Here is a 24,767-nt window from a genome sequence, read left to right as displayed (position 1 = left end):
GTGGTACATTTCAGGCTGATCTCTTAATCACCCCTTGACGCATCGAATGGTGGTCGAATGACTCAGTGGATACCTGGCTGGAAGACCGGGCGGCCGAAAAAAGGCGACCTGATCCTCGCCTTGTCGGGAGCAAGCGTGGTAAAGCCCGTTCAAGGCTGGCTGCATGATTTCGACAGCAGCTTTTTCCGGAGCGGGTTGCCCGAGTCAGTATCTTTGGGCAGTTACGACGGAGGTGACCTGTTCGTTACCGAATTACCGGACGCCGACATTGGTGGTCATGAGGCCGTTCCCTTGCGGGATGCTCTGTTGATGCTGGACGATGCGCCGGCGGATATGCTCAGTACCGGGTTTCAGGTCTGGCAGTGGTGGCGCGACCACCGTTTTTGCGGTCGCTGTGGTAGGCAGACCGACTTCCACCCCCGGGAGCGGGCCAAATGGTGCGAACCCTGTGGTATTCCCTGGTACCCGAGGTTGGCGCCCTGCGTGATTGTCGTCATACGCCGGGATGATCGGCTTCTGCTCGCTAAGTCCTCTCGGGTCAAACGGCACTTCTACAGCCTTATAGCCGGGTTTGTTGAGCCGGGCGAGAGCCTCGAAGGCGCTGTGCATCGGGAGGTCAAGGAAGAGACCGGGCTGGATGTCACCAACATCCGCTACCATGCCTCGCAACCCTGGCCTTTCCCCCATCAGCTGATGGTTGGTTTCTTTGCCGATTACGCAGGGGGCGAGCTGGTTCTCCAGGAAGACGAGCTTGCTGATGCCGACTGGTTCCTGCCCGGAGATACGCCTCCGGTGCCGCCGGAAACCACGATTTCGGGCCGGCTGATCCGGGCCATGGAAAACGAGATCTCCCGGGGAGGCATTCCGCTTTGAGTGGGCAGGCGCCTCCCAGGGTTCTGGTGTTCGACTCTGGCGTCGGCGGGCTGAGCGTCGCCGCCTGCATTCACGAGCATCTTTCCGGGCTCGAGATCGTTTACCTCGCGGACAACGCGGGCTTCCCCTATGGGGACAAATCCGAAACAGTCGTGATTGATCGCTGTTGCACCCTGATTGCCAGGGCCCTTGAACTGTACCCGTCGGACGTGATCGTCGTAGCCTGCAATACGGCCAGCACCGTGGTTCTGCCGCATTTAAGGGCTATGACCAGAGTGCCGGTTGTAGGGGTGGTTCCCGCCATCAAGCCGGCGGCAGCGAAAACAATGAACCGACGGATAGGGCTCCTGGCAACGCCGGCAACGGTTCGCAGACCCTATCTGGACAGGCTGGTCGAAGAATTCGCCGGTGACTGCAGGGTTGAGCGAATCGGTCACCCGGGGCTGGTTCGCTGGGCCGAGGATCTGGTTTCGGGGACTGAGGTTCCATTTGCAGAACTGCAAGCGGCAATGAAGCCATTTCGAGATGCCGATGTGGACACGGTGGTGCTCGGGTGCACCCATTATCCGCTTATTCTCAAGAGCCTGATGCAGAGTTTGCCTTCGGTTCGTTTCTGGGTTGACTCGGGGGAGGCTATTGCCCGACGGGTGGCCTGGCTCCTGGATCAGTCGGAGCAACTTGCCTTGGCAACAGGCCAGGTTTGCGGAGGAGGGGGGCAACCCGTCGTCGCAGCTTTGTTTTCAGGTTCGGCCCCCCGGGGAATCATAACTTTCATGACCGGGCTCGGATTGGCGCCAAGGCTGCTCAAAGAAGGCTGGCCCGATGACGCCTCTGGCGCTACAGCAACCGGGTCAGTTTGAACATGGCCAGGAACTCCAACGCCGGAATCGACCGTTTGTGGCAGCAATAGGTCTTGAAGTTCTCGCCCCGGAAACGTGACTTGGTGAACTCCAGGCCCTTGAAGTTGTACAGGAAATTACCCTTCTCATAGACCCCATGCAGCAGACGTTTGAGCAGCCTGCTTTCCTGATGCTCCGTGGCCGAATCCAGTGACAGGGGAATCAGGCCCAGATCCAGATAGGGCACGCCCTCGGCCTTGAATACCTCCATCGCATGAGCCATGAGGGTATAGAAAATGCCCTGGCGGAAATCGGCATTGGCCCGGGAAATGTTGGGCACATAGCTGATGATCTCGTTGTTGCGATAGATCGGGTCGAAGTAGATGAACCCGACGGCTTTGCCGTCCTGGTAGGCGTAGAAGTGCCGTTCGTTTTCGCGATAGTCCATTTCCATGGGGCGGATCAGAAAGCGGATTTCATTGCTTTTGCATTTCCGGGTTCGGATCCAGGCTTCCGAGATTTCGCGGGTGTGGTCGTCGCTGAAACGTTCCTTCACGGTAATGCCGCTTTTCTCTGCCTGATTCAGGGCGGTTCTGAGAATCTGCTTCTTCTTTCCGCTCAGGGACCATGTGCTCAGATCGATGCGGGATTCGCTGCCAAACTGGGTGCCGTAGAGGCCAAAGCGCAGGTGGAGGAAGTCGACCACAGACTTGGATACCTGTATGTAGCTGGCATTGGGAAATTTCTGGTGGAAGCTCTCCAAGAGGCTGCCAAAGTCTTCCGGGGCACAGACCGGATCAGAGAGCACAAAGGTCGCACCCCACTTGCGCATGTAGGCGATATAGCCCATGCCTGGCACATCGAAATACTGCATGCCCGGTTGGAGCGTCGAAAACGACTGGGAGTGGGTCCCGTACTTTTTCAGGAATCCTACCCGCTCGGTAAACGTTAACGAGCCACTTTCCAGTGTGCCAACCCTGTCCAGTGCGAGGATCTGATCCGACATGCTGCTGCTCCCTGTTTGTTTTTGTTGGGTGACTCTTTAGCGAAGGTGTTCAGGCCTGCTTGCGTCCGAGGATGGACCAGTAGCAGTTCATGTTCAGAAGCTTGAAGTGCTTCTTGTCGGTGACCTGAAGGCCCAGCCGCTGCATGTGCTCGGGGTAGTTATAGATTTTGTGGAAGGCGTTGTTGGCGAACAGCCAGAAAATGAAGACCGCCATGTACCAGTAGAGTTTCTTGAACATTCGGGAAAGCAGGTTGCCTGTCGGGTAGGAAAAGTCACCAACAACCACCCGGGCGTCGGCCTTGCCCAGACGTATCAGGTGCTCAAGGACCCGGACCATCATGTCTTCATCAAATACATTGAGGAAGAAATTGGCTACGACCATATCGTACTGCTCGAACTCATCCACCTTCATGATATCGCTGTGGATACGGCGGATGGTCAGGTGTGGCGCTTCTTTTTCCTGGGCCTCGGCAAACTTTCGCAACATGGTTTCGGACAGGTCGACTACAGTCACATCGGCGCCAAGTTCGGCAGCCCGAATGGCATCCCGGCCGTGGCCAACCCCGGCGAACAGTATCCTGTCCCCTGGCTGGACGGTCTCAACGTCCAGCATCGCTGTTTTGCAGCGGTGAATGTTTTTGCCGCTGTAGAGGTTGCTCAGAAAATCGTAGACGGGACCAATGTACTTGTACTTGTCGCGCATGATGACTGCTGCCTGTTCTTGTTCCTTGGATGCCGTCACCGTTTTTGTCGTTATTGGTCCGAGAATGTCGGACATTCCGGTGATCAGCGCCTATGGATTCGAGCTTAGAGAACAGGGTGGGAGAAATATGTGCAGTAATGCGCATTTCCGGATACATAAAGTAACGTATCGCAATACTTTGCAAACCAGATCGCGGTTTTATATCGGAGTGTCAGACAATAAATAATCGTCTATCAGAATGATGCGGCTTTGGCTCTTGTAGTGCCCAGGGTTCTGGAAATTTCGGCGGCAGGCCTGGCAGGTCCATAGAAAAAGCCCTGAACCTGATGGCAGCCCAGGCCTCGAAGGTATTCCAGTTGCTCGTCGGTTTCCACGCCTTCGGCAACAATCTCCAGCTTCAGCCCGTGAGCCATGGCGACGATGGCATTCACGATACACGCGCCGTCTTCGCCGCTGCGGATGGCTTTCACGAAAGACTGGTCAACCTTGAGGGTATGGATGGGCAGGCGGTGCAGGTAATTCAGGGAGGAATAACCGGTGCCAAAATCGTCTATTGCTATCCGTACACCCAGAGCAGCCAGTTCACGGAGTTTCTGGGAGATCTGCTCAAGATCGTTCATGATCACGTTTTCAGTGATTTCGATTTCCAGGTTGCCGGCCGGGAAGTTGTGGGCCTTTACCTGCTGCATGAGGGTTTCCACGAACCGCGGGTGCTCGACCTGGATGGGTGACAGGTTGACTGCCAGCCGGAGGTCGGCATGACCGGCCCGGATCCATTGGCCAACATCCTCGCAGGCCTGATTAAGAACCCGTTCGCTGAGCTGGCCGATCAGTTTGGTTTCTTCTGCCAGAGGCAGAAAGTCCCTGGGGTAGAGCAGTCCGCGTTCGGGGTGCTGCCACCTTACCAGGGCCTCAAGGCCGACCACCCGGTTGGTTGTGGAGCACACCTGGGGTTGGTAGAAAACCCTCAACTCGTCCCGTTCCAGAGCGAGGCGCAGGTCCCGCTCCAGGTTGAGCCGGTTGGCGGTATCGATGCTCATGCTGTCGGAGTAGAAGCGGTAACCGTCCTTGCCCTTGCCTTTGACGTGGTACATGGCAATGTCGGCATTCTGGATGAGCTGGTCCATGGTTTCGCCGGCTTCCGGGAAGATGGCTATGCCAATGCTCACACCAACGAACACCTCGTGATCACCCAGCTGAAAAGGCGCCCTGAGCGCATCAATCAGTTTCTTGGCGATCTGTCTGGCATCGTCGTGATTGTGTATGGAGGGCAGCAACAGGGTAAATTCGTCGCCACCGAACCGCGACAGTGTGTCGCCCTTACGCAGACATTTTTCAAGGCGGTGGGTGACTGCCTGCAGAAGACGATCTCCCATGGCGTGGCCGAGGGTGTCGTTGATGACCTTGAAGCGGTCCAGATCCAGGAACATCACTGCGAGTTTCTGGCCGCCGCGTTTCGCGTGGGTGATTGCAAGCTCAAGGCGGTCCTTGAAAAGTGCCCGGTTTGGAAGGCGGGTCAGCAGGTCGTGATAGGCCTGGAAATTGATGAACGCCTCGGCCTCCTTTCGCTCGGTGACATCCCGGGCGGTGCCGTAATAGCGCGCGCCATTGCCATTTCCGCCGCCCTGGGTGGATCCGGAATGGGGCCAGGTTTGCGGGTCGATTGGAAAGGCAGTGATCTCGAAATGTCGGGTTGCCCGGCGGCTGCCGCGCGTTTTCAGGCGAACCTCCAGGGTTCTGGGGTTGTCCGCGGTGATGTTGGGGCCCTTCAGGGCCAGGGTTCCGCGGGTCACGTCCCGGTCGTCGAGGATATGTCGGAAATGCTGCCCACAGAGTTCCGCGGGCTGGTATCCGAGCAGGCTCTCGACCTTGCTGTTTACGAAGCAGAAGTGGCCATCGTGATCGAGCATGAACACGATATCCGGCGAACTGTTAACGATGTATCGGTGCAGGGCCTCGGATTTCTCAAGCCGCATCTGGATGTGTTCGTGGGCTTCAAGAAGAGATTTCTTCCCGATAACGCTCTCGACCGTGGCCAGCAGTTCTTCAGGGTCAAAGGGTTTGCGGATGTAGTCCAGAGCACCCCGCCGCAAGGCTCGGCTCACGGCACTGAAGGAGCTCTCGCCGCTGACGACAATCACTCCGCAATCCGGTTGGCTGTTGGCAAGATGGGCCATAACGTCGAAGCCGCTGACTTCCGGCATCCTGAGATCCAGCAGCGCCAGATCGAACGTCTCATGGTCAATCAGGTCACAGGCCTTTTGACCACCGTGGGCTTCCGCCACCTGGTAACCCCGGCTGCGCAACAGCGAAGCGAGCGTATTCAGCAGGCGGGGTTCGTCGTCCGCTACCAGTATCCGTGCCGTTAACCCGTGACTGAAAGGCTGATCAGTTTGTTCAGGTGCCATCGGTCTGTGTCCGTCGTTTCTGCGTCAGTCGGTCTCGTTCTTTTTATGGCTGGCCGCCGGGAGCAAAATCCTGAAGGTGGTGCCCTCCTGCCCCGTCCGACAAGCTATGATGCCCTCCATGTCATCGACTAGCTGCTTCACAATGCTCAGGCCCAAACCGCTGTGGCCTTCTCCTTTTGTGGTTTTGACCGGTGAGAACAGGGCGTCCCTGATCTCACCGGGTATTCCTCTGCCTGTGTCTTTTATTTCCAACTCCACCCAGGTGCGATGATTCTGCCACACTGGGGAAGATGTATGTATTTCAACTGTGCCGCCATCATCCGGAAGGCTTTCCGCAGCATTTCGAACCAGGTTGATAACAACCTGGCGAATTCTGGTGGTGCCAGCCATAACCCGTGTTGGTTCGCTGCACAGCGATAACTTCAGGCTGCGGTTCTCGGAGCTGAACAAGCTATCTTCGAGGATACGCGCCAGACTTTCCAGTTCGGCATTGAGGTCGACGCCGTCGTTACCTTGCTCCCGGGTATCAGTATGGCTCATCTGCAGCAAAAGGTTGCCGGCCCGATCCAGCTCATCGCGGATCACGTCCAGCTCCTGCTGAACTTCGACATCTTCGAGCCTGCCGCGTAGCTGGTAAATGTACTGTCTGATAATGGTGAGCGGGTTGCTGACCTCGTGCACCTGTTTGCGAAGCCGGTCGCGGGCAATTTCCTGATCCAGTCCGTCCGCTCCGGACTCTGCGTTCGCGGCAGCCGGTGTCCGGTTTGTCAGTACGGAGGACAACTGGTGGGTAAAGATATCCGCCAGTTCAAGTGTTGTTGGCAGATGATCACTGTCGGTGCCAAGGGCAAACACACCAGGGCAATTGTCGCCACCCTTGACCGGCACGGCCAGCAGCGATGGTGTGTGCAGCAGCGACAGCAGCTGGCGGTCCAGCACCGTGGGTGAGCGTTCGCCAAGGCTGACCGGTAGCCCGGAAATGAACGCTTCCGTGAGAACGCTGCCGCCCGGCTTGGCGGTTACTGCCAGCTCGGGGATGTCGCCAATGGTGCCGGACAGGAGCACAAGGTTGTCTCCTGTGTGACCAAAGCAAAGCGCGGGCAGGCCCGTGATCAGGGTAAGACTGTTGACTGTTTCGGCGAGAATATCCTCGGTTTCACCGGTCAGATCGGCAAGGTTGATAGCCTGGTTCGCCATGGCCTGTCGCAAAATCGTCTGTTTGAGCTGCCTGGAGGCGCTTTCGCCACAGTAATCCTCATCCAGTGGGATTCCCATAGACGCAGCCATGCCCGAGACTTCATGTCCGATACGGCGGTTGATTTCGCGGGTCAGCTCTTCGTTCAGTCCGAAGACTGTGCCTGCAGCCGCAATACCGGCGGCGTCAGACAGAGCGAGCCGGGTAGCGAGGCTGATCAGCTTTACCAGGTGCCCGGCATCCCTTAGTTCAGAGGGCAATGCCTGCTGATAGCGCATGGCATCGGCCGCCATGGGCCCGAGCCCCCAGGACGCCACGAGTTCGGCGGCAATGTCCGACTGGTGATCAAGATAGTGTTGCTTCGCCTCGGTGGCAGGCGTTTTAATAGCGATCAGTTCACCGATGTTGTGAAGCATGCCCAGCATGAAGGCTTCGTCTGGCTCCGGGTAGCGGGTAAGCGTTGCCAGGGCCCGGGCGGTCAGGGCGGTCGTGAGCGAGTGGCGCCAGAAGTCTCTGAGCTGTTGCCATTCGTCCCCGCCCAGTTCGAACAGTAGCTGTCGCAGGGCTGCGGTCAGAACCAACGTGTGAAAACGGCGGGTGCCGAGTCTAAGCAGTGCCTGGTCAACGGATCGGATCGGGGTAGAGGGCCCGTACAGGGCGGAATTGGCAAGTGCCAGTATGCGGGCTACCAATGCGGTATCGGCAGAAACAATTTCGCTGATCTTTCGGTAGCTCTCGTCCTGATGGCATGCATCAAGCGCCCGCAAGGTCACTTCCGGGAGGCTCGGTAGCTGTAAATCAGGCGCAATGTGCATAGGCTTACCTGCCGTGCGACGAAAAAGTCAGTATCTGACGGAGCGTTCATTCTTATTGTCCGAAAAGAGCTTAGACAATAATCCGTCGTTATTAAATACTTATTGCTCTTTTTTTAAGCAATATATTATCTGATTCGTGATATGTGTAGAATTTTTACAGGTTAAACTATCCGAAACCGAAAAATCAGGGACCTAGATTACCGGTGATGAACGCCAGAGAACCTGTTAAGCACAATCCGAACCAACCTCGAACCATCGCCATTACCGGCGGCAAGGGTGGGGTAGGTAAGACTTCGGTCGCCCTGAATCTTGCGCTAACACTGGCGAGACAGGATAACCGGGTTTTATTGCTGGATGGCGACACCGATCTGGCCAATGTCAGCATCATGGTGGGCCTTTATCCGAGAAAAACCCTCGCCAATGTCATGGCCGGAGAGTGCCGCCTGGAGGATATCCTCCTTGAGACCGATTACGGCCTGCACATTGTGCCAGGGGCCTCCGGCGTCCAGGAATGCATGGACATGGGGCCGACTGAAAGCCTCCGTATATTGCGGGCGCTGTATAATTTGGAAAACCGTTACGACTACGTCATAACGGACACCGCTGCCGGTTTGCAGGCGTCCGGGCTGCATATGATTGCGGCAACGGAGCTGGCTTGTATGGTGGTGACCCCAGATCCGGCCTCCCTGACTGACGCCTTTTCGCTGATCAAGGTTCTTCGGCGCAGAGGCTACAACCGGATTCCCAGCATTCTGGTGAATATGGCCCAGGGTGCCAGCCAGGCACGGTCGGTGTTCCAGCGTCTGGATGCCGCCGCCCAGCGCCACCTGGGAATCTCGCTCCATTACATGGGCGGAATATGGCGGGACGAGACCCTGCGCCAATCAGTCCTCAACCAGAAACCCGTTGCGCTGCTGCCCGTGTCGGACCCTTCGTGCCGGCAGTTCCATACCCTTGCCGACATGCTGGATGTGCGGCTGTCCCAGTTACCCAGACGCAAGGCAGGAATTGCAGCCTACTGGCACAAGGTGTCCAAGAGAGAATCCGTGAGCCCGCCTGAAGGGGCGGGCAAAACAGAACCGCGGATTGAGCCCCAGGCCGAGAGTGAAACGCCGGCCCTGAAAGAACGATGCCTGAAGGCCGTCGGTGAAATTGAGGCCGTGTTCAGTCAGGCGCCGGTGGATCCGCTGCTGCGTTATGAGGCATTCACCCGGCTTTTTGCACTGCTGGGGAGCACGCTGGACAGTGATGCCATCGAGATTATCCAGACCGGATTGGGGGCCTTCCACTGGGAGAACCTCAGCCCGGAACGAAAGAATCATCTGGCCATCCATCTTCGTGAGTTGGCGGACCAGATTTCGCCTCGCGCGCAGGAACCGGAGTCTCCCGAGTCGGCCCATCGAGTGCTCCGCGAGCCTTTTTACGACCGTATCAGTTTTGGCGAGCAGGATCGCCTGGTGCGGGTGTTGAAGGAGCAGCCTGCGGATATCTCCCTGGATCAGCTTCTGCGGTCTCTCTCGGGCAATGACCAGGGTCGCTCCTGATAGGCAGAAAAACCTACCCTCTTTTCCGTCATTTTATTAGCACTTTTTGTAGCGTAACTTTGCTGTATGTCACCGCTCTGTCACCAAAGTTGTGCAAGGATTAAGCATAAATCTGAATCGTGGCCCGCAATATGCAGTGGATCTGTTGTACCTGATTCGCAAATTCTCCGTTAGTTGGCAGGTGTGCGCCGACAGCAAAGTTAAATGAGAAGGAGTTCTCCCATGGCAACACAGCAGTTGAATCCCGAGGCATCGTCAAAAGTACTTGAACGGCTCCGGGGCAAGCATGTTCTGATTACTGGTACCACCGGGTTTCTCGGCAAGGTGGTTCTGGAAAAGCTTATTCGCGCCGTTCCTGATATCGGCGGCATTCACCTGCTGATCCGCGGTAACAAACGCCATCCCAATGCTCGGGAGCGTTTTTTTGACGAGATCGCCACTTCATCCGTCTTTGACCGGCTGCGTCAGGAAGACAACGAGGCGTTTGAAATCTTCATCGAGGAGCGTGTGCATTGTGTGACCGGGGAGGTCACCGAGCCACTGTTTGGTCTGTCCGAAGACCGTTTTCGCAAGCTGGCTGGTGGTATTGATGTGGTGATCAATTCCGCCGCCAGTGTGAACTTCCGGGAAGAGCTGGATAAAGCGCTTGCAATAAATACCCAGTGTCTTGAAAACGTGGCCGAGCTTGCCCGACAGAACAAGTCCCTGGCGGTTCTTCAGGTGTCCACCTGCTACGTAAATGGCATGAATTCCGGCCAGATCACAGAAACCGTGATCAAGCCGGCGGGCGAATCCATTCCCCGCAGCACGGAAGGCTATTATGAGATCGAGGAGCTGATTCGGCTGCTGGAAGACAAGATTGCAGATGTACGCTCGCGCTACTCCGGGAAAATACTTGAAAAGAAGCTGGTGGATCTTGGCATCCGTGAAGCCAATCACTACGGCTGGAGTGATACCTACACCTTTACCAAGTGGCTGGGTGAGCAACTTTTGCTCAAGGCTCTGTCCGGACGCGCTCTTACAATCGTGCGCCCATCGATCATTGAAAGTGCACTCGAGGAACCGGCGCCCGGTTGGATTGAGGGTGTAAAGGTGGCAGACGCCATCATCCTTGCCTACGCCCGTGAGAAAGTCACGCTATTCCCGGGCAAGCGCGCGGGTGTTATCGACGTTATCCCCGTGGATCTGGTGGCCAACGCCATCATCCTGGCGGCTGCCGAAGCCGTTGCCGATGCTCCCCGTCACCGGATTTACCAGTGCTGCAGCGGCAGTTCAAACCCGGTTTCCCTGGGTCAGTTCATTGATCACCTGATGGCGGAATCCAAAGCCAACTTCGCTGAATATGATCAGCTTTTCTATCGGCAGCCGACCAAACCCTTTATTGCAGTCAATCGCCGGCTGTTCGATGCTGTTGTGGGCGGTGTGCGCATTCCCCTGAGCATCACCGGCAAGGTTCTGCGCATGCTGGGCCAAAACCGGGAATTAAAAGTGCTCCGTAATCTGGACACTACGCGTTCGTTGGCCACCATCTTTGGTTTCTACACCGCGCCTGACTACATCTTCCGGAACGACGACCTGCTTGCCCTGGCGGCGAGAATGGGCGAGCTGGACAAGGTTCTGTTCCCGGTGGATGCACGCCAGATTGACTGGTCCGTCTACCTTTGCAAGATCCACCTGGCGGGGCTCAACCGTTATGCGCTCAAGGAGCGTAAGGTTTACAGCTTGCGCTCAGCCAAGGCCCGCAAAAAGGCAGCATGAACCCGGAGCCCGGTCGCAACGACCGGGCTTCTTCCTGCCCGACCGTTTCCTTTCCCGGTTTGCCATCGGCTCCAATCCAACTATCCTTTAGAAAGCTTCTCGTTCGACGCAATTTACCGTTGTTTTCTTGCGGGTTATCGACCTTTTTGGGCTAAAAGTTCAGGCGGATTAGGACGTTAGTCTAATTCATTGTGTAGTGGCTAGCATGGTGAACTACCACTATCCGTCTACAGGGCCGGAGAGGCCTCAACGTCTGAATTCCAAAACCGACAATGACAACAGACTCTGACTAAAGGGGGAGCACAATGACTGATAAACAGGTATATCCGGTAAGCCCGGAAGTGGCCAAACAGGCCCTTCTGAACCGGGAACAGTATGAAAAAATGTATCGTCAGTCAGTTGAAGACCCGGATACCTTCTGGGGTGAGCACGGCAAGCGCCTTGAGTGGATCAAGCCCTACACCAAGGTGAAAAACACGAGCTACGATTACAACAACCTGTCCATCAAGTGGTTCGAAGATGGCCAGCTGAACGCCTCTGCCAACTGCCTGGACCGTCATCTGGAAAAGCGCGGCGACCAGACAGCCATTATCTTTGAAGGTGATGATCCTGCCGATTCACGCAATGTGACCTATCGCGAACTGCACGAGGAGACCAGCAAGTTCGCCAACGTCCTGAAAGGGCTGGGCGTTAAAAAGGGTGATGTTGTTACTATCTACATGCCGATGATTGTAGAGACCGCCGTCGCCATGCTGGCCTGTGCCCGTATCGGCGCGATTCACTCTGTTGTTTTCGGTGGTTTCTCTCCGGAAGCCCTGGGTGCGCGGATTGTGAACGGCAAGTCCCGCTTTGTGGTCACCGCGGATGAAGGTGTCCGTGGTGGCCGCAAGATTCCGTTGAAAAAGAACGTGGATGCAGCGCTGAAAAACGAAGACGCTGCCCATGTCGAGAAAGTCGTGGTTGTTACCCGCACCGGCAATTCCGAGGTGCCCTGGAATGATGCCCGTGACGAGCGTTATGAGGACCTGATGAAGTCGGCGTCTTCAGACTGTCCGCCGGAGCCCATGAATGCGGAGGATCCGCTGTTCATGCTGTATACCTCTGGTTCCACCGGCGCGCCGAAAGGGGTTCTCCACACTACCGGCGGTTACATGGTCTATACGTCCATGACCCACGAGTACGTCTTTGATTACCACGATGGCGATGTTTACTGGTGTACTGCGGACTTTGGCTGGGTCACCGGCCACAGTTACATCCTGTATGGTCCGCTCGCCAACGGTGCCGTAACCGTTCTGTTCGAGGGCGTGCCGAACTACCCGGACAGCTCCCGCATGGGGCAGGTGGTCGACAAGCACAAGGTGAATATCCTGTACACCGCTCCGACCGCAATCCGTGCCCTGATGGCGGAAGGCGAGTCCTGCATGAACGGCACCACCCGTGAAAGCCTGAAGCTGCTGGGCTCCGTGGGCGAACCCATCAACCCGGAAGCCTGGGAGTGGTACCACCGGGTTATCGGCAACAGCAAGTGCCCCATCGTGGACACCTGGTGGCAGACCGAGACCGGCGGCATCCTCATCTCTCCGCTGCCGGGCGCTATTGATCTGAAGCCGGGCTCCGCAACCGTTCCGTTCTTTGGTGTCCAGCCGGCACTGGTGGATAACGACGGCAATATCCTCGAAGGCAAGACTGAGGGTAACCTGGTTATCCTGGATAGCTGGCCTGGCCAGATGCGCACAATCTATGGTGATCATGAGCGCTTCGCCCAGACCTATTTCAGCACTTACAAAGGCATGTACTTCACCGGTGACGGCGCCCGTCGTGATGAGGACGGCTACTATTGGATCACCGGCCGCGTGGATGACGTCCTGAACGTGTCCGGTCACCGTCTGGGTACCGCGGAAGTGGAGAGCGCGCTCGTTGCCCATGATAAAGTCGCCGAAGCGGCTGTTGTTGGCTATCCCCATGAAATCAAGGGGCAGGGCATCTATGTCTACGTTACCCTGGTTCATGGCGAGGAGCCCTCTGACGAGCTGAAGAAGGAACTGGTGCAGTGGGTGCGCAAGGAGATCGGTCCGATTGCCTCCCCGGATGTGATCCAGTGGGCGCCTGGACTGCCCAAAACCCGTTCTGGCAAGATTATGCGCCGGATTTTGCGTAAGATTGCCTCTAACGAGCACGACCAGTTGGGTGATACGTCTACGCTGGCAGATCCTGGTGTAGTCGATGACCTGATCAGCGGTCGTGCGAACCAGTAACGCCTGTGTGTTACCAGGCCACGTACCTGTAAGGAATCTGTTGAATGGCACAAACAATTATCGTCGCTGATGATCACCCGCTGTTTCGCGCAGCATTGAAGCAGGCGGTCAGTCAGGCGGTGCCCGATGCCGAGACGGTGGAAGTCGACAGCATCAAGGCGCTGCAGGCGGCGGTAGAGTCGCACCCGGATGCGGATCTGGTTCTGCTGGATCTCAATATGCCGGGTGCCCACGGCTTCTCGGGGCTCGTGTTTATGCGCGGGCAGTACCCGGGGCTGCCGGTGGTGGTTGTGTCAGGATCCGAGGAATTGCAGGTGATGCGTCGCTCGATCGACTACGGCGCGTCAGGCTTCATTCCGAAGTCGGCGCCGTTGCCGACCATTACCGAGGCGATTCAGGCTGTCCTGGAAGGGGATGTCTGGTTGCCCGAGGGTGTGGCGGACAAGATCGAGCGCATGCATTCAGATGCCACCGATTTCTCTGAAAAGCTGGCGTCGCTGACTCCGCAACAGTTCCGGGTGCTGGGTATGTTGGCCGAGGGGCTTCTGAACAAGCAGATCGCGTATGATCTGGATGTTTCCGAGGCGACCATCAAAGCGCATATTACGGCGGTGTTCCGGAAGCTTGGGGTTCGGAATCGGACCCAGGCGGTGATTGCGATTCAGCAGATGGAGATCGATCCTTCGGATCAGTCGTTGTCTGGTAGTTGATCTGGTTTTACTGGTTTTAGTGAATAGTTAGCGGGAGCCTTCGGGCTCCCGTTTTTGTTTCTGGTATTTCTGTTGGTTTCCCAGTCTTCTTCCTTGGGCGCGGTGCCGAATGGATAGGGCCTCCACAGGACCGCTACGAGCACATCCCTGTGCGCTTGGCTTTGGCCATCCATGGCCAAAGACATCCTGTGGAGGCCCTATCCATCCGGCACTCCAAATTCTCAGAACGACTTGCCTCCTTGATAAACGCGGTACGAGTGTTCCAGTTTTTGTCATCTCTCTCTATGTTTCCTATTGCAGGCATTGCCATAGTAGTTTTTGTCAGTTAAATTCAGCGCACAGTTGTACTCTGAGATATATTTTCCTGACTGGATTTAATTGATTAACCAAAGGTGAAAAATGAACGCTGCCGTACACCCCGACTCTCTGGGCCAGACCGGTTTTGGCAAGCCAGACGAGCGGGAGCTCAGGGATAGAATGAAAAAGGAACTGCCGGCGGATACTTTCAGGCCGCAAACCTGGAGGGTCGTCTGGTTTCTGCCGTTGCAGTTGATTATCTGGGGAGGCATTGCCGCCATTCTGCTGGCGGGGCTGCCCTGGTATGCCAATCTGGGGCTTGGTCTGCTGGTGGGGCATACTATCGGGTGCCAGGCGTTGTTGGCCCATGAGGTGTTGCATGGGGCGCTGGGGATGAGCCGGCGTTGGCAGAACTTTTTTGGTTGGCTGGGGTTTGGGCCTTTGATCGTGCCGCCTGAGTTCTGGCGCCGTTGGCATAATGTGGTTCATCACGGCAATACCAATGCTGGCGATGTGGACCCGGACAGTTTTGGAACCCTTCGTCGCTACAAGGCGGACCCGAAGCAGAAGAAGTTCACCAAGCTGGCGCCCGGTTCAGGGAGCTGGTACAGCTACCTGTTTCTGACTTATTCCTTCACTTTTCACGCCCAGTTGGTGCTCTGGTTCCAGGCCAAGCGGCGAAAGCAGTTCAAAGGGTTTGATCGACGCAAGGCCATTCGCCAATCTTTCGCCTGTGTGGCGGCGTGGACGGTGCTGGCAGTCGTGTCGGGACCGCTGGCGGTGTTTACGGTGTTAATTCCATTTATGGCCGCCAACGCTCTGGGGCAGGGTTATATCCTCACCAATCATTTCCTGCGGCCGCAGACGGCGACCAACAACCCGCTGGATAACTCCATGAGCCTGCGCAGCCACCCGCTGCTGGACCGACTGCATTTCCGGTTCAGTCATCACGTGGAGCACCATTTCTTTCCTAAAATGGGGCACAACATGGCGCCGCGGGTGCGGGAGTGGCTGGAGGAAAATTATGGCGAGCGGTATGTGGCCATGCCGCATGGTACTGCTCTGAAGTTGCTGTACAGTACGCCTCGGGTTTACAAGTCACCGACGGAGCTGGTGGACCCGAATAACCCGGAAAGGGTGTTCGATTTGTTGCCTTTGCAGAGGCGGTTTTCTGCCAGTGGTCGTGTTTAGAGAAGCGTTGTCGGATTACGCCTTTGGCTAATCCGACCTACGGTTGACGTTATCCCGGAGGAGGCAGGGGCGGAGCCGAGCGTACAGGGAGGTATTCACAGCGCGTTTTGGAAACCCGTCCCGACGCTCGCTCCGGAGCTCGAATGAGCGCTCTTACTTGCTCCCGGCGTACCCCAGTTCCTTGTCCACCAGGTTGAACAGTTCCTCGCCTTTGTGCCAGCGGTCGAAGTTCTCCAGGAACTGGTCGGTCAGGGCCCGTTTCCAGCCGATGAAGTCGCCGGCCATATGGGCGGTCATGGTGACGTTCTCCATGTCCCACAGCGGATGATCTTCTGCCAGGGGTTCCTCTTCGAAGACATCGAGGCCGGCGCCGGCGATTTCGCCACTTTTCAGGGCTGTTATCAGATCATCGGTTTTGACGATCGGGCCGCGGCCAATGTTGATCAGTCGGGCGGACTTTTTCATGGCCTTGAAGGCTTTCTCGTCAAACAGGCCCTCGGTCTGGGGTGTCAGGGGTGCTGCAATTACCACGAAGTCGGCATGCCCCAGCTGCTCGTAAAGGTCGTCATTGCCGTGCACGGCGACGAAATCCGGATCCTCTTTTCTCGGTTTGCGGGCAATGCCATGTGCCTTCAATCCCGCAGCGCCCACCAGGCGACCAATCTGGCGGCCGATGGAGCCGGCTCCGACAACCAGCACCTGCTTGCCCTCAGCCCGCTCGGTATCCCGATGTTTCCACTGGTGCCTCATCTGCAACCGGATGGAGTTCGGGAAATCCTTGGCGAACATCAGGATGGTGCAGAGCACGTACTCGGCAATGGTGCGGTCGAAAATGCCGCGGGCATTGGTGACGGTGACATCGTCCTTGATCAGATCGGGGAACATCAGCGCATCCACGCCGGCACTGGTGGCGTGGATCCATTTCAGCTTGTCTGCCGTGTGCCAGGCGGCCGCCAGGGCCTCCGTGCGAAAGTCCGTCACCATCATGATGTCGGTGCCGGGCAGGGTGTCGCGAAGGGTCGGCTCGTCACAGGCGAAGCGCACGTCGGCGCGGGCCCTGACTGCGTCCATTCCCGGCGGTTCCTGCTCGCCCGGTGCGGTGAGAACGGTAACAACAGGTTTGCTGTGCTGAGTCATTGAGCCTCCGCCTTCTTTGATGAATGAGTGTGTAACTGATGATCGCCCATGCGGGTATTTACAGTCTGGTAGGCAGGTACTGTCGGGTCAACTTGCCGGGCAAGAGATTTTGCTCTGACGGCGGTGATGGCGGTACTTTCACCTACATCATCTTTATCACGTTTTGTCTTGTAGAGGCCTTACATACTGACTAACCTGCAGGAGTGGATTCTATTTGCCCCGTTTGCAGGAGGTGTTTATGGCAGAAGCCGCCAACAAAGAGACTGGCCAGACCAAACCGCGTCGTGTGAAGTACCGCAAGACCAAGGCCAGTTGGAACCCTGCCATGCAGGCCATCCCGGTGCCTGGCATCCGGCGCATGGTGAATATGGCGGCCACCATGAAGGATGTTATTCATCTTTCCATCGGTCAGCCGGATCTGCCGACTCCCAAGCACGTGATTGATGCCTACATTGATGCGCTCAACGCCGGGCAGACCGGCTACACCATGGATGCCGGGCTGCCGGAATTGCTGGTGGCCCTGCGCGATTACTACGGCAAGCGGTACAACCGGAAACTGACCCGCGACAACATCTTGATTACCAGTGGCGCCACAGAGGCTATGTACCTGGCGATTTCCGCCACCTCTGCACCGGGTCGGCAGTTTATCGTGACGGATCCGTCGTTCCTGCTCTATGCGCCCCTGATCCGAATGAATGGCGGTGAGGTGAAATTCGTCCAGACCCGGGCGGAAAACAATCACCAGCTGGATCCGGATGAAGTGATCCGGGCCATGGGGCCTCGCACCTTTGCGCTGATCCTGAACAACCCCAACAACCCGACCGGGGCGGTTTACCCGCGCAGCACCGTTGAAACCATCCTTGAGGAGTGCGCCTACCGGGGCATCCAGGTGTATGCGGACGAAGTCTACGATCACCTGATCTTCGATGATGACGACTTTGCCAGCGTACTGAACTGCTCGATGGACCTGGACAACATCATGTGCATCAGCAGCTTTTCCAAAACCTACAGCATGGCAGGGCTGCGGGTAGGCTGGGTGATCTCCAGTCAGGCGGCTATCAAATCGCTGCGGCGCTACCACATGTTCACCACGTCGGTGGCCAACACGCCGTCCCAGTTTGCCGGTGTGGCCGCGCTCACGGGCGATCAGCAATGCGTTCGCGATATGGTTGATATATATCGCGAACGTCGCGACAAGGTGGTCGAGCTGGTTGACCAGACCCCCTACATGACCGGCTATAAGCCGGGCGGTGCGTTTTTTGCGTTTCCAGACCTTCCGCCTCATGTGGATGGCTCGGATCTGGCCCTGCGGATGCTGAAAGAAACGGGCGTCTGCATGGTGCCCGGTGATGCCTTCGGCGAAGGCTGTACCAATGCCGTCAGGATCAGTTTTTCCACCACCTGCGAGAAGCTCGAAGAGGCGTTTGATCGCGTTATCCCGTGGATGGCCAAACAACAGTTCTGAGGTGATGCCATGTCAGCCCTGGACTCGGTATTGATTCAGTGCCCGTACTGCTGGGAGACGCTGGATATCAGCGTCGACCCGTCAGTGCGGGAACAGGAGTATGTCGAGGATTGCCAGGTTTGCTGCAGGCCCATCCTGTTACATGTGGTTTTTGACGACAATCTGACGCCTCAAGTAGAGGCCCGGGCTGAAAATGAATAAAGCGCCGCTGTACATCTTCCGGGTGCTCATGGTCCTGATGCTGGTGCTCGCCAGCGGCTGTGCCAGCCTGTCACCCTATTCGATTTCCGAAGGTGAGCTGGAGAGGCACCTTCAGGATGTAGTGAGTGAATTTGATCGTAACCAGTTGAATAGCGGTTCACCGCTGAGCCTGAGTCTCGACGACGCTGACATTACCCTGGGGCCTGATGGCCGGGACGTGGCAGTGATTGACGTGCGGGGCCAGGTGGCCCTGAATGCATTAATGGCTAAGCTGCCCGTGGATATCGCATTGAAGGTCGAGGGAGCTCCGGTATACGACAGCTCAGAGAAGGCCATTTTTATAAGACGGTTGCAGCTTCTGGAAAGCAGTATTGATTCCCCCTTCTTGAAAGGGGATCTCAAGCCGGTAACCGATACGGTGATGCGGCTTGTGGCCCAGATGCTGGAGACCATGCCGGTTTACCGGCTGGACGAAACCGACTTCGCCCAGCGTATGTTCGGCATGATGCCCGTGGATGTGAGGGTGGCGCCTGGCCGGCTTGAGTTCGTCATGGCCGACCAGTAACCCGGATTTATTGAGACAGCCTCCTGCAGATCGCAGAGCCGATTTCGTGGGTGCCTCGCCGGCTACCGGAATTTTCGGCAAGATCTGCAGCCACTGCATCAAACAGTTCCTTGCCGGCGGCAGCAATCGCAGGGTCTTTGCGCCCCAGCCATTCGAGCATGCGGGCCGCGGTGAAGAGCATGGCTGTGGGGTCCGCCAGGCCCTGTCCGGCAATATCCGGAGCGCTGCCGTGGGTGGGTTCGAACATGGACGGCATGTCCGGGTCGGTGGGGTTCAGGTTGCAGGAAGGCGCAACCCCCATGCCCCCTGACAGCACGGCGGCCAGGTCCGTCAGAATGTCGCCTTGCAGGTTGCTGGCTACCACCACATCAAAGGCCCAGGGGCTCTGCACGAACTTCATGCAGGCCGCGTCCACCAACTCATGGTGCGTGGCCACATCCGGGTACTCCTTGCTGATCTCTTCAAAAGCCTCGGTGTACATGTCGCCCCAGTAGCGCAAGGCATTGCGCTTGGTGACCAGGCAAACCTGGCTTTCGCAGGTCCGGCCATCCAGTGTCCGGAATGTCCGCGTCCGGCCTTCCTTTACCCGGTCTGCCGCGCGGTGTCTGGCTTGCTCAAACCCGTAACGGATGATCCGGTCGGTGGCCTTGCGAGTGAACACCTCCATCTGGGTGGCGACTTCGTCCGGCGTGCCCTTGCGCAACCGACCGCCCTGGCTGACGTACTCACCCTCGGAATTTTCCCGAATCACCAGCATGTCGATGTCTTTCGCGCGCTCATCGGCCAGGTACTGGCGGGCACCAGGGAGTAGCCGGGCCGGACGCTCGCAGACCCACTGGTCGAACCCCTTGCGCATGTCCAACAGTGGCGCCAACGAAATGCTGTCTGGCAGCAGATAGCGGTCCGGATCGTCCATGGGGCCCGGGTCGCCCAGGGCGCCCAACAGAATGGCATCGTATTTCTGTAATTGCGCCAGGGCATCCGCCGGCATGGATTCTCCATGCTCCTCATGCCAGGCGTGGGAGGGCCAGGGGAATCGTGTCCACTCAAGGTCCAGGCCGTGTTTGGCGCGCAGGGTTTCCAGGCAGCGCACAGCTTCGGCCACCACTTCGGGGCCTATGCCGTCGCCCGGGGTTACAGCGATACGGGTAGATTGGGCCATCAGGAAAACTCCTTTTGTGGACAGACACGTATAAACGACAAACTCCAGTTTAGTCATGTAAACCGGGGATGCCACCGTTTGACATGCTTTAACTATAAAGTGGTTTTACCAGGGAGGGGTTCGCAGCTATATTGGATAAAAAATATGTCTTATAAACAAAGCAACACCGCCAGTAGTGCAGTCAGGAGTTGAAGTGAGCCAACCCGCAGTATTGTTTGATGAGTCCCATTGTGAGCAGTGTGCTTGTGGCGAAGGGTTGGATTTCTCCTTTACCTTTGCATTCCAGCCCATTGTCGACGTTCTTAACAAATCCGTTTTCGCCTACGAAGCGCTGGTAAGGGGCACCGGGGGCGAGGGAGCAATGAGTGTTCTCTCTAAGGTGAATGAGCGGAATCGCTATGCATTCGATCAGGTTTGCAGGGTCAAGGCTGTCAAGCTTGCCGCTCGACTGAAAATGGAGTCCATGCTTAGCATCAACTTCATGCCCAATGCTGTTTACCGGGCGGAGTACTGTATTCGTACCACCCTTGCGGCGGCCAAGACCTACGAATTCGATACCCGCAAGATCATCTTCGAGCTGACCGAAGATGAGGCGCTGAATTCCACCTCTGTCGATCATCTTGTGTCCATTATCGAGGCGTACAAGGAGATGGGGTTCAGCACCGCCATTGATGACTTTGGCGCTGGCTTTTCGCGCTATAACATCATGATGGCGAGTCCGCCAAATCTGCTTAAACTGGATATGGCGCTGGTTCGTAATGTACATGAAGAACCAAACAAGCAGGCAGTGGTGGCGGGGATCATCACCATGATGAAGCAACTTGGCGGCGACATCATCGCGGAGGGCGTTGAAACCAAAGAGGAGTACTTCTGGTTGCGCTCCCAGGGAATCAATTTTTACCAGGGCTACCTGTTTGCCAAACCGGGCTTTGAATGCCTTCCGGAGCCAGAGTTCCCGGCATAAACCGCCTTTGAACTGACAGGAACGACATCTTGCTATACCGAATGATTACCATTGTGGGCGGGCTGGTTTTTGTCATCATCCTGTTCGCCCTGATCTGGTTTTTCTGTAAGAAATTTCTCGAGCACCATGGCGTGACCGATCAGGTCAAAGACCGCGCCATGGTTCTGGCTACCTGGACCTTCGCCGGTATCAGCGTCGGGCTGGTTTTCGCGGTAGTCGGTGCGTTTGTCCTGGGCCCCTGGGCCTTCTACCGAACCCTCCGGGGCCATGGTGTGGACATATCCGATGGCGCCGCCGTCTGGTGGGGGCTCGGCATTGTTTTGGCCTCCCTGGGCCTTACGGCTATCGGGTTTTTCGGTTTTCTGATGCTTGTTGGGGCTTACTGACCCTCAACTGATCGCCTTCAATTGCTGACGGAACCAGATCAGTGCCGGCTCTCTCTCATAGGCCTTGTGCCAATAAAGGTGCACGTCTATGGAAGGCAGGTCCGCCGGCGGGTCCATGATCCGGATGTTGGCCCGCTCGGCAATAATGCGGGCATAGGCCTCCGGCATGGTCAGTAGAAGATCGGTTTCCTCCACCACTCGGCAAGCGGCGTAGTAATGCTGGCACCTTAGCCGGATGTTGCGCTGTACTCCCAGCCTTGATAGCTCAAAATCCTCGATTCCGGGACCTTCGCTCCGTGACGACACCAGTACGTGCTTTGCGGACAGGTATCCTTCCATGTCCAGAGCCGCCTCTGTCAGCCGGTGATCCTTTCGGGCCAACACCACCAGGCGGTCACGCCGCAGTAGTTCATGGGAGGTCTGGTTGCTGACCGGCAACAGCACATCCACTGCAAAATCCAGTTTGCCTGCTGCCAGTTGCGTCTCCATGTCCCGCCGTGCGATCCGCTGGCTGACAATCTCCAGTTCCGGATAGGCATCCAGGCGTTTCATCAGGCGGGGCAGGAAAGTGGATTCCAGGATGTCGCGTAATCCGAGCGAATAGGTTTTGCGCTGAGTCGCTGGATCAAAGGCATGGAACTGGTTTACGGCCCCCTGGATCTGTGTAAGGCCTGGCCGCATGGATTCCAGGAACCGCCGTGCCAGGGGGGTTGGCACCATCTGATTGCCCTGGCGGGTAAACAGCGGGTCATCAAAATGATCCCTCAGCCTGGACAGTGAATGACTGACGGCCGGCTGGGTCAGGTGCAGTGCCCTGGCTGCACGGGTCAGGCTCCCCTCCCGGTAGATGGTGTCGAAGACGTGCAGCAGGTTCAAGTCCAGTCGATTGAGGGCCATGAGCGGGATCCATTCTTCAGGAGTTTGGAATAAGTTTGGCTAATAATAAACGATAAGAATAATTCAGTCGCGTAATAGTTAAGTGATCCCTAAACTGGTTCCAACGTGATTATTCCGTGCATGCGATCGTGCACCCGTCTGCGAGGATACGGCGATGGATTTCAATATTTCCGAGAAAGGGCAGGATTATCTCAACCGCGTGAAGCAGTTCATGAAGGATGAGATTTTTCCCATTGAAGAGCAGTACCACAAGGAGCTTGCCTCCCTGGACAACCGATGGGTTGTGCTGCCGATCATCCGTGAGTTGAAGGAAAAAGCGAAAGCCCAGGGCCTCTGGAACATGTTCTTTCCGGACGACAAATACGGCTGTGGCCTGCTCAACTCCGATTACGCCCTGATTGCCGAGGAAACCGGCCGCAGCTTTATCGCGCCGGAGATCTTCAACTGCAACGCTCCAGATACGGGCAACATGGAGGTGCTGATCCACTACGGTTCGGAAGAGCAGAAAGCCGAGTGGCTACCTCGGCTGCTCAGTGGTGAGATCCGCTCGGCGTTCTGCATGACCGAGCCGGCGGTTGCCTCTTCCGATGCCACCAACATGGAAGCCACCGCCGTAGTCGAAGGCGACGAAGTGGTTCTGAACGGCCGCAAGTGGTGGAGCACGGGTATCGGGCACCCCGATTGCAGGGTTGCCATCTTCATGGGGCTGACCGACCCGGACGCCCACAAGCATCGCCGTCATTCCATGGTGCTGGTCCCGCTGGACACCCCGGGCGTCAAGATCGAGCGCATGCTGCCGGTATTCGGCGAATACGATGAGCCTTATGGCCATGGCGAAGTGCTGTTCGACAACGTCCGGCTGCCCAATAGCGCATTCATCGCCGGCCCGGGCCGCGGGTTCGAAATTGCCCAGGGCCGACTGGGGCCGGGGCGCGTGCACCACTGCATGCGGGCGATTGGCGCAGCGGAGCGCACCCTGGAGATTCTGATCAAGCGTGCCACCACCCGTGAGGCCTTCGGCAAGCCGATCGCCAAGCTTGGCGGCAATCCGGACATCATTGCCAACGCACGGATGGCCATTGAGCAGGCGCGGCTGTTGACTCTGAAATGCGCCTGGGCGCTGGATACCAAGGGCATCATGGGGGCGCTTCAGGAGGTCTCGATGATCAAGGCGGTGATTCCGTCCATGCTGCAGACAATTGTGGATCAGGCCATTCAGATTCACGGTGGTGCCGGGGTCAGTGATGACGACTTCCCGCTGACGCAATTGTTCGCCTATGCTCGTGTCTTGCGTCTGGCCGATGGGCCTGATGAGGTGCATCGGGCTATGGTGGCTCGTCTTGAATTGCGAAAGTACAAGAACTGATAGCTCGGTGGCGGAGCGGGCGGGGCTGCCCTTCTGAAACACGCTGTGAATACGTCCATGTACGCTTGGCTACGCCATCCATGGCTCCGCACAGTTTCAGAAGGCCAGCCCCGCCCACTCACGTATACGTGTGAGTTACGCTGATAAAAAATACGACAGAACGGGAATCACCATGACACAGAGAGTATTCATAACCGGCGGAGCTAGCGGTCTCGGCCGGGCGATTGCATTACGGTACGCCAAAGAAGGCGCCAAGGTCTGCATCGGCGACATCAATCCGGAGCAGGGCGTTGGTGTTGAGAAAGAGATTAATGCGGCCGGAGGCGAAGGCTATTACGTCGAGTGCGATGTTCGACGCCTGACCGATTTCGAAAAGGTCCGCGATGATCTGGTGAAGAAATGGGGTGGCGTTGATGTGGTGGTGAACAACGCCGGCGTTGCCTCTGCCGGTTCCATTGAAGATACCACCATGGCGGATTGGGAGTGGATTCTCGATATAAACGTGCTGGGTGTGGTTCGCGGCTGCAAGGCGTTCACGCCACAGTTCAAGCAGCAGGGCTCCGGGGCGTTTGTAAACGTGGCTTCCATGGCCGGGTTGATGCTGGCGCCGTTGATGGATAGCTACAATGTTACCAAGGCTGGCGTGATCGCCCTGTCCGAGACCCTGAGCCAGGAGCTTCGGGATGCCGGTATTCATGTGAGCTGCGTGTGCCCGGCGTTTTTCCAGACCAATCTGACCAGCAGCATGCGTTCAGACATTCCCGGCATTCAGCAGAACGTGAACAAGCTGATGAAGCGCTCCACGGTAACCGCCGAGGATGTGGCCGAGGATATTTTCCGGTCGGTGAACAACAAGAGCTTCTGGGTACTGCCGCACGCCAAGGAACGCCGCATGTGGATGCTCAAACGCCATGCGCCCAAGGCCTTTGACTGGCTGATGCATCAGGAAAGCAAGCGCTGGATGAGCAAGATGGGTGGCAGTAAAGCCTGACGGCGTTGTCTCGAACTGTCTGAAACTGAAGATTCAAAA

At 57.0% G+C, this 24,767-nt stretch carries 21 protein-coding genes; 14 read left to right on the top strand and 7 right to left on the bottom strand.

Annotated elements, in window-relative coordinates:
* Positions 1-57: 57 nt before the first annotated feature.
* Complete coding sequence (gene nudC / locus QZ534_RS05200; RefSeq protein WP_296932163.1) at positions 58-873, top strand: NAD(+) diphosphatase; 816 nt, start codon at positions 58-60, stop codon at positions 871-873.
* Complete coding sequence (gene murI, locus QZ534_RS05195; protein ID WP_296932161.1) at positions 870-1,733, top strand: glutamate racemase; 864 nt, start codon at positions 870-872, stop codon at positions 1,731-1,733. Before nudC ends, murI begins: the two co-directional genes overlap by 4 nt.
* Here murI and QZ534_RS05190 read toward each other — a convergent pair.
* The 4 genes from QZ534_RS05190 to QZ534_RS05175 form a co-directional block, all read right to left on the bottom strand.
* Positions 1,711-2,718, bottom strand: coding sequence for a DUF2156 domain-containing protein (locus QZ534_RS05190; protein ID WP_296932159.1), 1,008 nt, complete (start codon positions 2,716-2,718; stop codon positions 1,711-1,713). The two genes, murI and QZ534_RS05190, sit on opposite strands and share 23 nt — an antisense overlap.
* A 49-nt stretch (positions 2,719-2,767) precedes the next feature.
* A complete protein-coding gene (locus tag QZ534_RS05185; protein ID WP_222466493.1) occupies positions 2,768-3,421 on the bottom strand; it encodes a class I SAM-dependent methyltransferase in 654 nt (217 codons plus the stop codon).
* Between the two features lie 233 nt (positions 3,422-3,654).
* Complete coding sequence (locus tag QZ534_RS05180) at positions 3,655-5,829, bottom strand: EAL domain-containing protein (protein ID WP_296932153.1); 2,175 nt, start codon at positions 5,827-5,829, stop codon at positions 3,655-3,657.
* 24 nt (positions 5,830-5,853) lie between these two features.
* Complete coding sequence (locus QZ534_RS05175; RefSeq protein WP_296932150.1) at positions 5,854-7,839, bottom strand: HDOD domain-containing protein; 1,986 nt, start codon at positions 7,837-7,839, stop codon at positions 5,854-5,856.
* A 206-nt stretch (positions 7,840-8,045) separates the two neighbouring features.
* On the opposite strand from QZ534_RS05175, the gene QZ534_RS05170 reads away from it, so the two are divergent.
* The 5 genes from QZ534_RS05170 (at position 8,046) to QZ534_RS05150 (ending at position 15,594) form a co-directional block, all read left to right on the top strand.
* Entirely contained in the window at positions 8,046-9,383 is a 1,338-nt protein-coding gene (locus QZ534_RS05170) for an AAA family ATPase (RefSeq protein WP_296932148.1), read from the top strand.
* A 222-nt stretch (positions 9,384-9,605) separates the two neighbouring features.
* Positions 9,606-11,141, top strand: a complete 1,536-nt coding sequence (locus tag QZ534_RS05165) for a fatty acyl-CoA reductase (protein WP_296932146.1) — start codon at positions 9,606-9,608, stop codon at positions 11,139-11,141.
* A 305-nt stretch (positions 11,142-11,446) separates the two neighbouring features.
* Positions 11,447-13,396, top strand: coding sequence for an acetate--CoA ligase (gene acs, locus QZ534_RS05160; RefSeq protein WP_296932143.1), 1,950 nt, complete (start codon positions 11,447-11,449; stop codon positions 13,394-13,396).
* Between the two features lie 44 nt (positions 13,397-13,440).
* Positions 13,441-14,106: a response regulator transcription factor gene (locus tag QZ534_RS05155; RefSeq protein WP_064227147.1), complete on the top strand. Its 666-nt coding sequence runs from the start codon at positions 13,441-13,443 to the stop codon at positions 14,104-14,106.
* A 399-nt stretch (positions 14,107-14,505) separates the two neighbouring features.
* Positions 14,506-15,594 carry an acyl-CoA desaturase gene (locus QZ534_RS05150; protein ID WP_296932139.1) on the top strand — a complete coding sequence of 363 codons (1,089 nt, stop codon included), beginning with the start codon at positions 14,506-14,508 and terminating at the stop codon, positions 15,592-15,594.
* A gap of 153 nt (positions 15,595-15,747) precedes the next feature.
* Here QZ534_RS05150 and QZ534_RS05145 read toward each other — a convergent pair whose 3' ends face one another.
* A complete protein-coding gene (locus QZ534_RS05145; RefSeq protein WP_296932137.1) occupies positions 15,748-16,731 on the bottom strand; it encodes a D-2-hydroxyacid dehydrogenase in 984 nt (327 codons plus the stop codon).
* A gap of 238 nt (positions 16,732-16,969) precedes the next feature.
* Between QZ534_RS05145 and QZ534_RS05140 the strand changes: the two genes are divergently transcribed.
* From QZ534_RS05140 to QZ534_RS05130, 3 genes are read left to right on the top strand one after another with little or no spacing between them, the layout of a single operon-like run.
* Positions 16,970-18,196 carry a pyridoxal phosphate-dependent aminotransferase gene (locus QZ534_RS05140; RefSeq protein WP_064227150.1) on the top strand — a complete coding sequence of 409 codons (1,227 nt, stop codon included), beginning with the start codon at positions 16,970-16,972 and terminating at the stop codon, positions 18,194-18,196.
* 9 nt (positions 18,197-18,205) lie between these two features.
* On the top strand, positions 18,206-18,397 hold the full coding sequence (locus QZ534_RS05135) for a CPXCG motif-containing cysteine-rich protein (protein WP_296932134.1): 192 nt from the start codon (positions 18,206-18,208) through the stop codon (positions 18,395-18,397).
* The gene (locus QZ534_RS05130; RefSeq protein ID WP_296932131.1) at positions 18,390-18,962 is read left to right on the top strand and encodes a DUF1439 domain-containing protein; all 573 of its coding nucleotides are present in this window, start codon (positions 18,390-18,392) and stop codon (positions 18,960-18,962) included. Before QZ534_RS05135 ends, QZ534_RS05130 begins: the two co-directional genes overlap by 8 nt.
* Positions 18,963-18,969: 7 nt before the next feature.
* Here QZ534_RS05130 and QZ534_RS05125 read toward each other — a convergent pair whose 3' ends face one another.
* The gene (locus QZ534_RS05125; RefSeq protein WP_296932128.1) at positions 18,970-20,124 is read right to left on the bottom strand and encodes an isocitrate/isopropylmalate dehydrogenase family protein; all 1,155 of its coding nucleotides are present in this window, start codon (positions 20,122-20,124) and stop codon (positions 18,970-18,972) included.
* A gap of 193 nt (positions 20,125-20,317) precedes the next feature.
* Between QZ534_RS05125 and QZ534_RS05120 the strand changes: the two genes are divergently transcribed.
* Entirely contained in the window at positions 20,318-21,088 is a 771-nt protein-coding gene (locus QZ534_RS05120) for an EAL domain-containing protein (RefSeq protein ID WP_296932125.1), read from the top strand.
* A gap of 29 nt (positions 21,089-21,117) precedes the next feature.
* Positions 21,118-21,474: a hypothetical protein gene (locus tag QZ534_RS05115; RefSeq protein WP_296932123.1), complete on the top strand. Its 357-nt coding sequence runs from the start codon at positions 21,118-21,120 to the stop codon at positions 21,472-21,474.
* 3 nt (positions 21,475-21,477) lie between these two features.
* Here QZ534_RS05115 and QZ534_RS05110 read toward each other — a convergent pair whose 3' ends face one another.
* Positions 21,478-22,371: a LysR family transcriptional regulator gene (locus QZ534_RS05110; protein WP_296932120.1), complete on the bottom strand. Its 894-nt coding sequence runs from the start codon at positions 22,369-22,371 to the stop codon at positions 21,478-21,480.
* Positions 22,372-22,525: 154 nt separating this feature from the next.
* On the opposite strand from QZ534_RS05110, the gene QZ534_RS05105 reads away from it, so the two are divergent.
* Together QZ534_RS05105 and QZ534_RS05100 are read left to right on the top strand one after the other, a co-directional pair.
* Complete coding sequence (locus QZ534_RS05105) at positions 22,526-23,737, top strand: acyl-CoA dehydrogenase family protein (protein WP_296932117.1); 1,212 nt, start codon at positions 22,526-22,528, stop codon at positions 23,735-23,737.
* Between the two features lie 172 nt (positions 23,738-23,909).
* Entirely contained in the window at positions 23,910-24,728 is an 819-nt protein-coding gene (locus QZ534_RS05100; RefSeq protein WP_136629629.1) for an SDR family oxidoreductase, read from the top strand.
* Positions 24,729-24,767 lie beyond the last annotated feature (39 nt).

Origin of the sequence: uncultured Marinobacter sp. (genome assembly GCF_913055835.1) — a bacterium.
Classification (GTDB): domain Bacteria; phylum Pseudomonadota; class Gammaproteobacteria; order Pseudomonadales; family Oleiphilaceae; genus Marinobacter.
Note: the sequence above shows the minus strand (reverse complement) of the source record. Positions and strands in the feature narration are given on the sequence as shown.

Coding starts and splice junctions, on each gene's coding strand:
- QZ534_RS05150 (WP_296932139.1), top strand. CDS start 14,506: ATGAACGCTGCCGTACACCCCGACTCTCTGGGCCAGACCGGTTTTGGC.
- QZ534_RS05180 (WP_296932153.1), bottom strand. CDS start 5,829: ATGGCACCTGAACAAACTGATCAGCCTTTCAGTCACGGGTTAACGGCA.
- acs (WP_296932143.1), top strand. CDS start 11,447: ATGACTGATAAACAGGTATATCCGGTAAGCCCGGAAGTGGCCAAACAG.
- QZ534_RS05145 (WP_296932137.1), bottom strand. CDS start 16,731: ATGACTCAGCACAGCAAACCTGTTGTTACCGTTCTCACCGCACCGGGC.
- nudC (WP_296932163.1), top strand. CDS start 58: ATGACTCAGTGGATACCTGGCTGGAAGACCGGGCGGCCGAAAAAAGGC.
- QZ534_RS05190 (WP_296932159.1), bottom strand. CDS start 2,718: ATGTCGGATCAGATCCTCGCACTGGACAGGGTTGGCACACTGGAAAGT.
- QZ534_RS05175 (WP_296932150.1), bottom strand. CDS start 7,839: ATGCACATTGCGCCTGATTTACAGCTACCGAGCCTCCCGGAAGTGACC.
- QZ534_RS05140 (WP_064227150.1), top strand. CDS start 16,970: ATGGCAGAAGCCGCCAACAAAGAGACTGGCCAGACCAAACCGCGTCGT.
- QZ534_RS05105 (WP_296932117.1), top strand. CDS start 22,526: ATGGATTTCAATATTTCCGAGAAAGGGCAGGATTATCTCAACCGCGTG.
- QZ534_RS05185 (WP_222466493.1), bottom strand. CDS start 3,421: ATGCGCGACAAGTACAAGTACATTGGTCCCGTCTACGATTTTCTGAGC.
- QZ534_RS05100 (WP_136629629.1), top strand. CDS start 23,910: ATGACACAGAGAGTATTCATAACCGGCGGAGCTAGCGGTCTCGGCCGG.
- QZ534_RS05170 (WP_296932148.1), top strand. CDS start 8,046: ATGAACGCCAGAGAACCTGTTAAGCACAATCCGAACCAACCTCGAACC.
- QZ534_RS05165 (WP_296932146.1), top strand. CDS start 9,606: ATGGCAACACAGCAGTTGAATCCCGAGGCATCGTCAAAAGTACTTGAA.
- QZ534_RS05155 (WP_064227147.1), top strand. CDS start 13,441: ATGGCACAAACAATTATCGTCGCTGATGATCACCCGCTGTTTCGCGCA.
- QZ534_RS05125 (WP_296932128.1), bottom strand. CDS start 20,124: ATGGCCCAATCTACCCGTATCGCTGTAACCCCGGGCGACGGCATAGGC.
- QZ534_RS05135 (WP_296932134.1), top strand. CDS start 18,206: ATGTCAGCCCTGGACTCGGTATTGATTCAGTGCCCGTACTGCTGGGAG.
- QZ534_RS05110 (WP_296932120.1), bottom strand. CDS start 22,371: ATGGCCCTCAATCGACTGGACTTGAACCTGCTGCACGTCTTCGACACC.
- QZ534_RS05130 (WP_296932131.1), top strand. CDS start 18,390: ATGAATAAAGCGCCGCTGTACATCTTCCGGGTGCTCATGGTCCTGATG.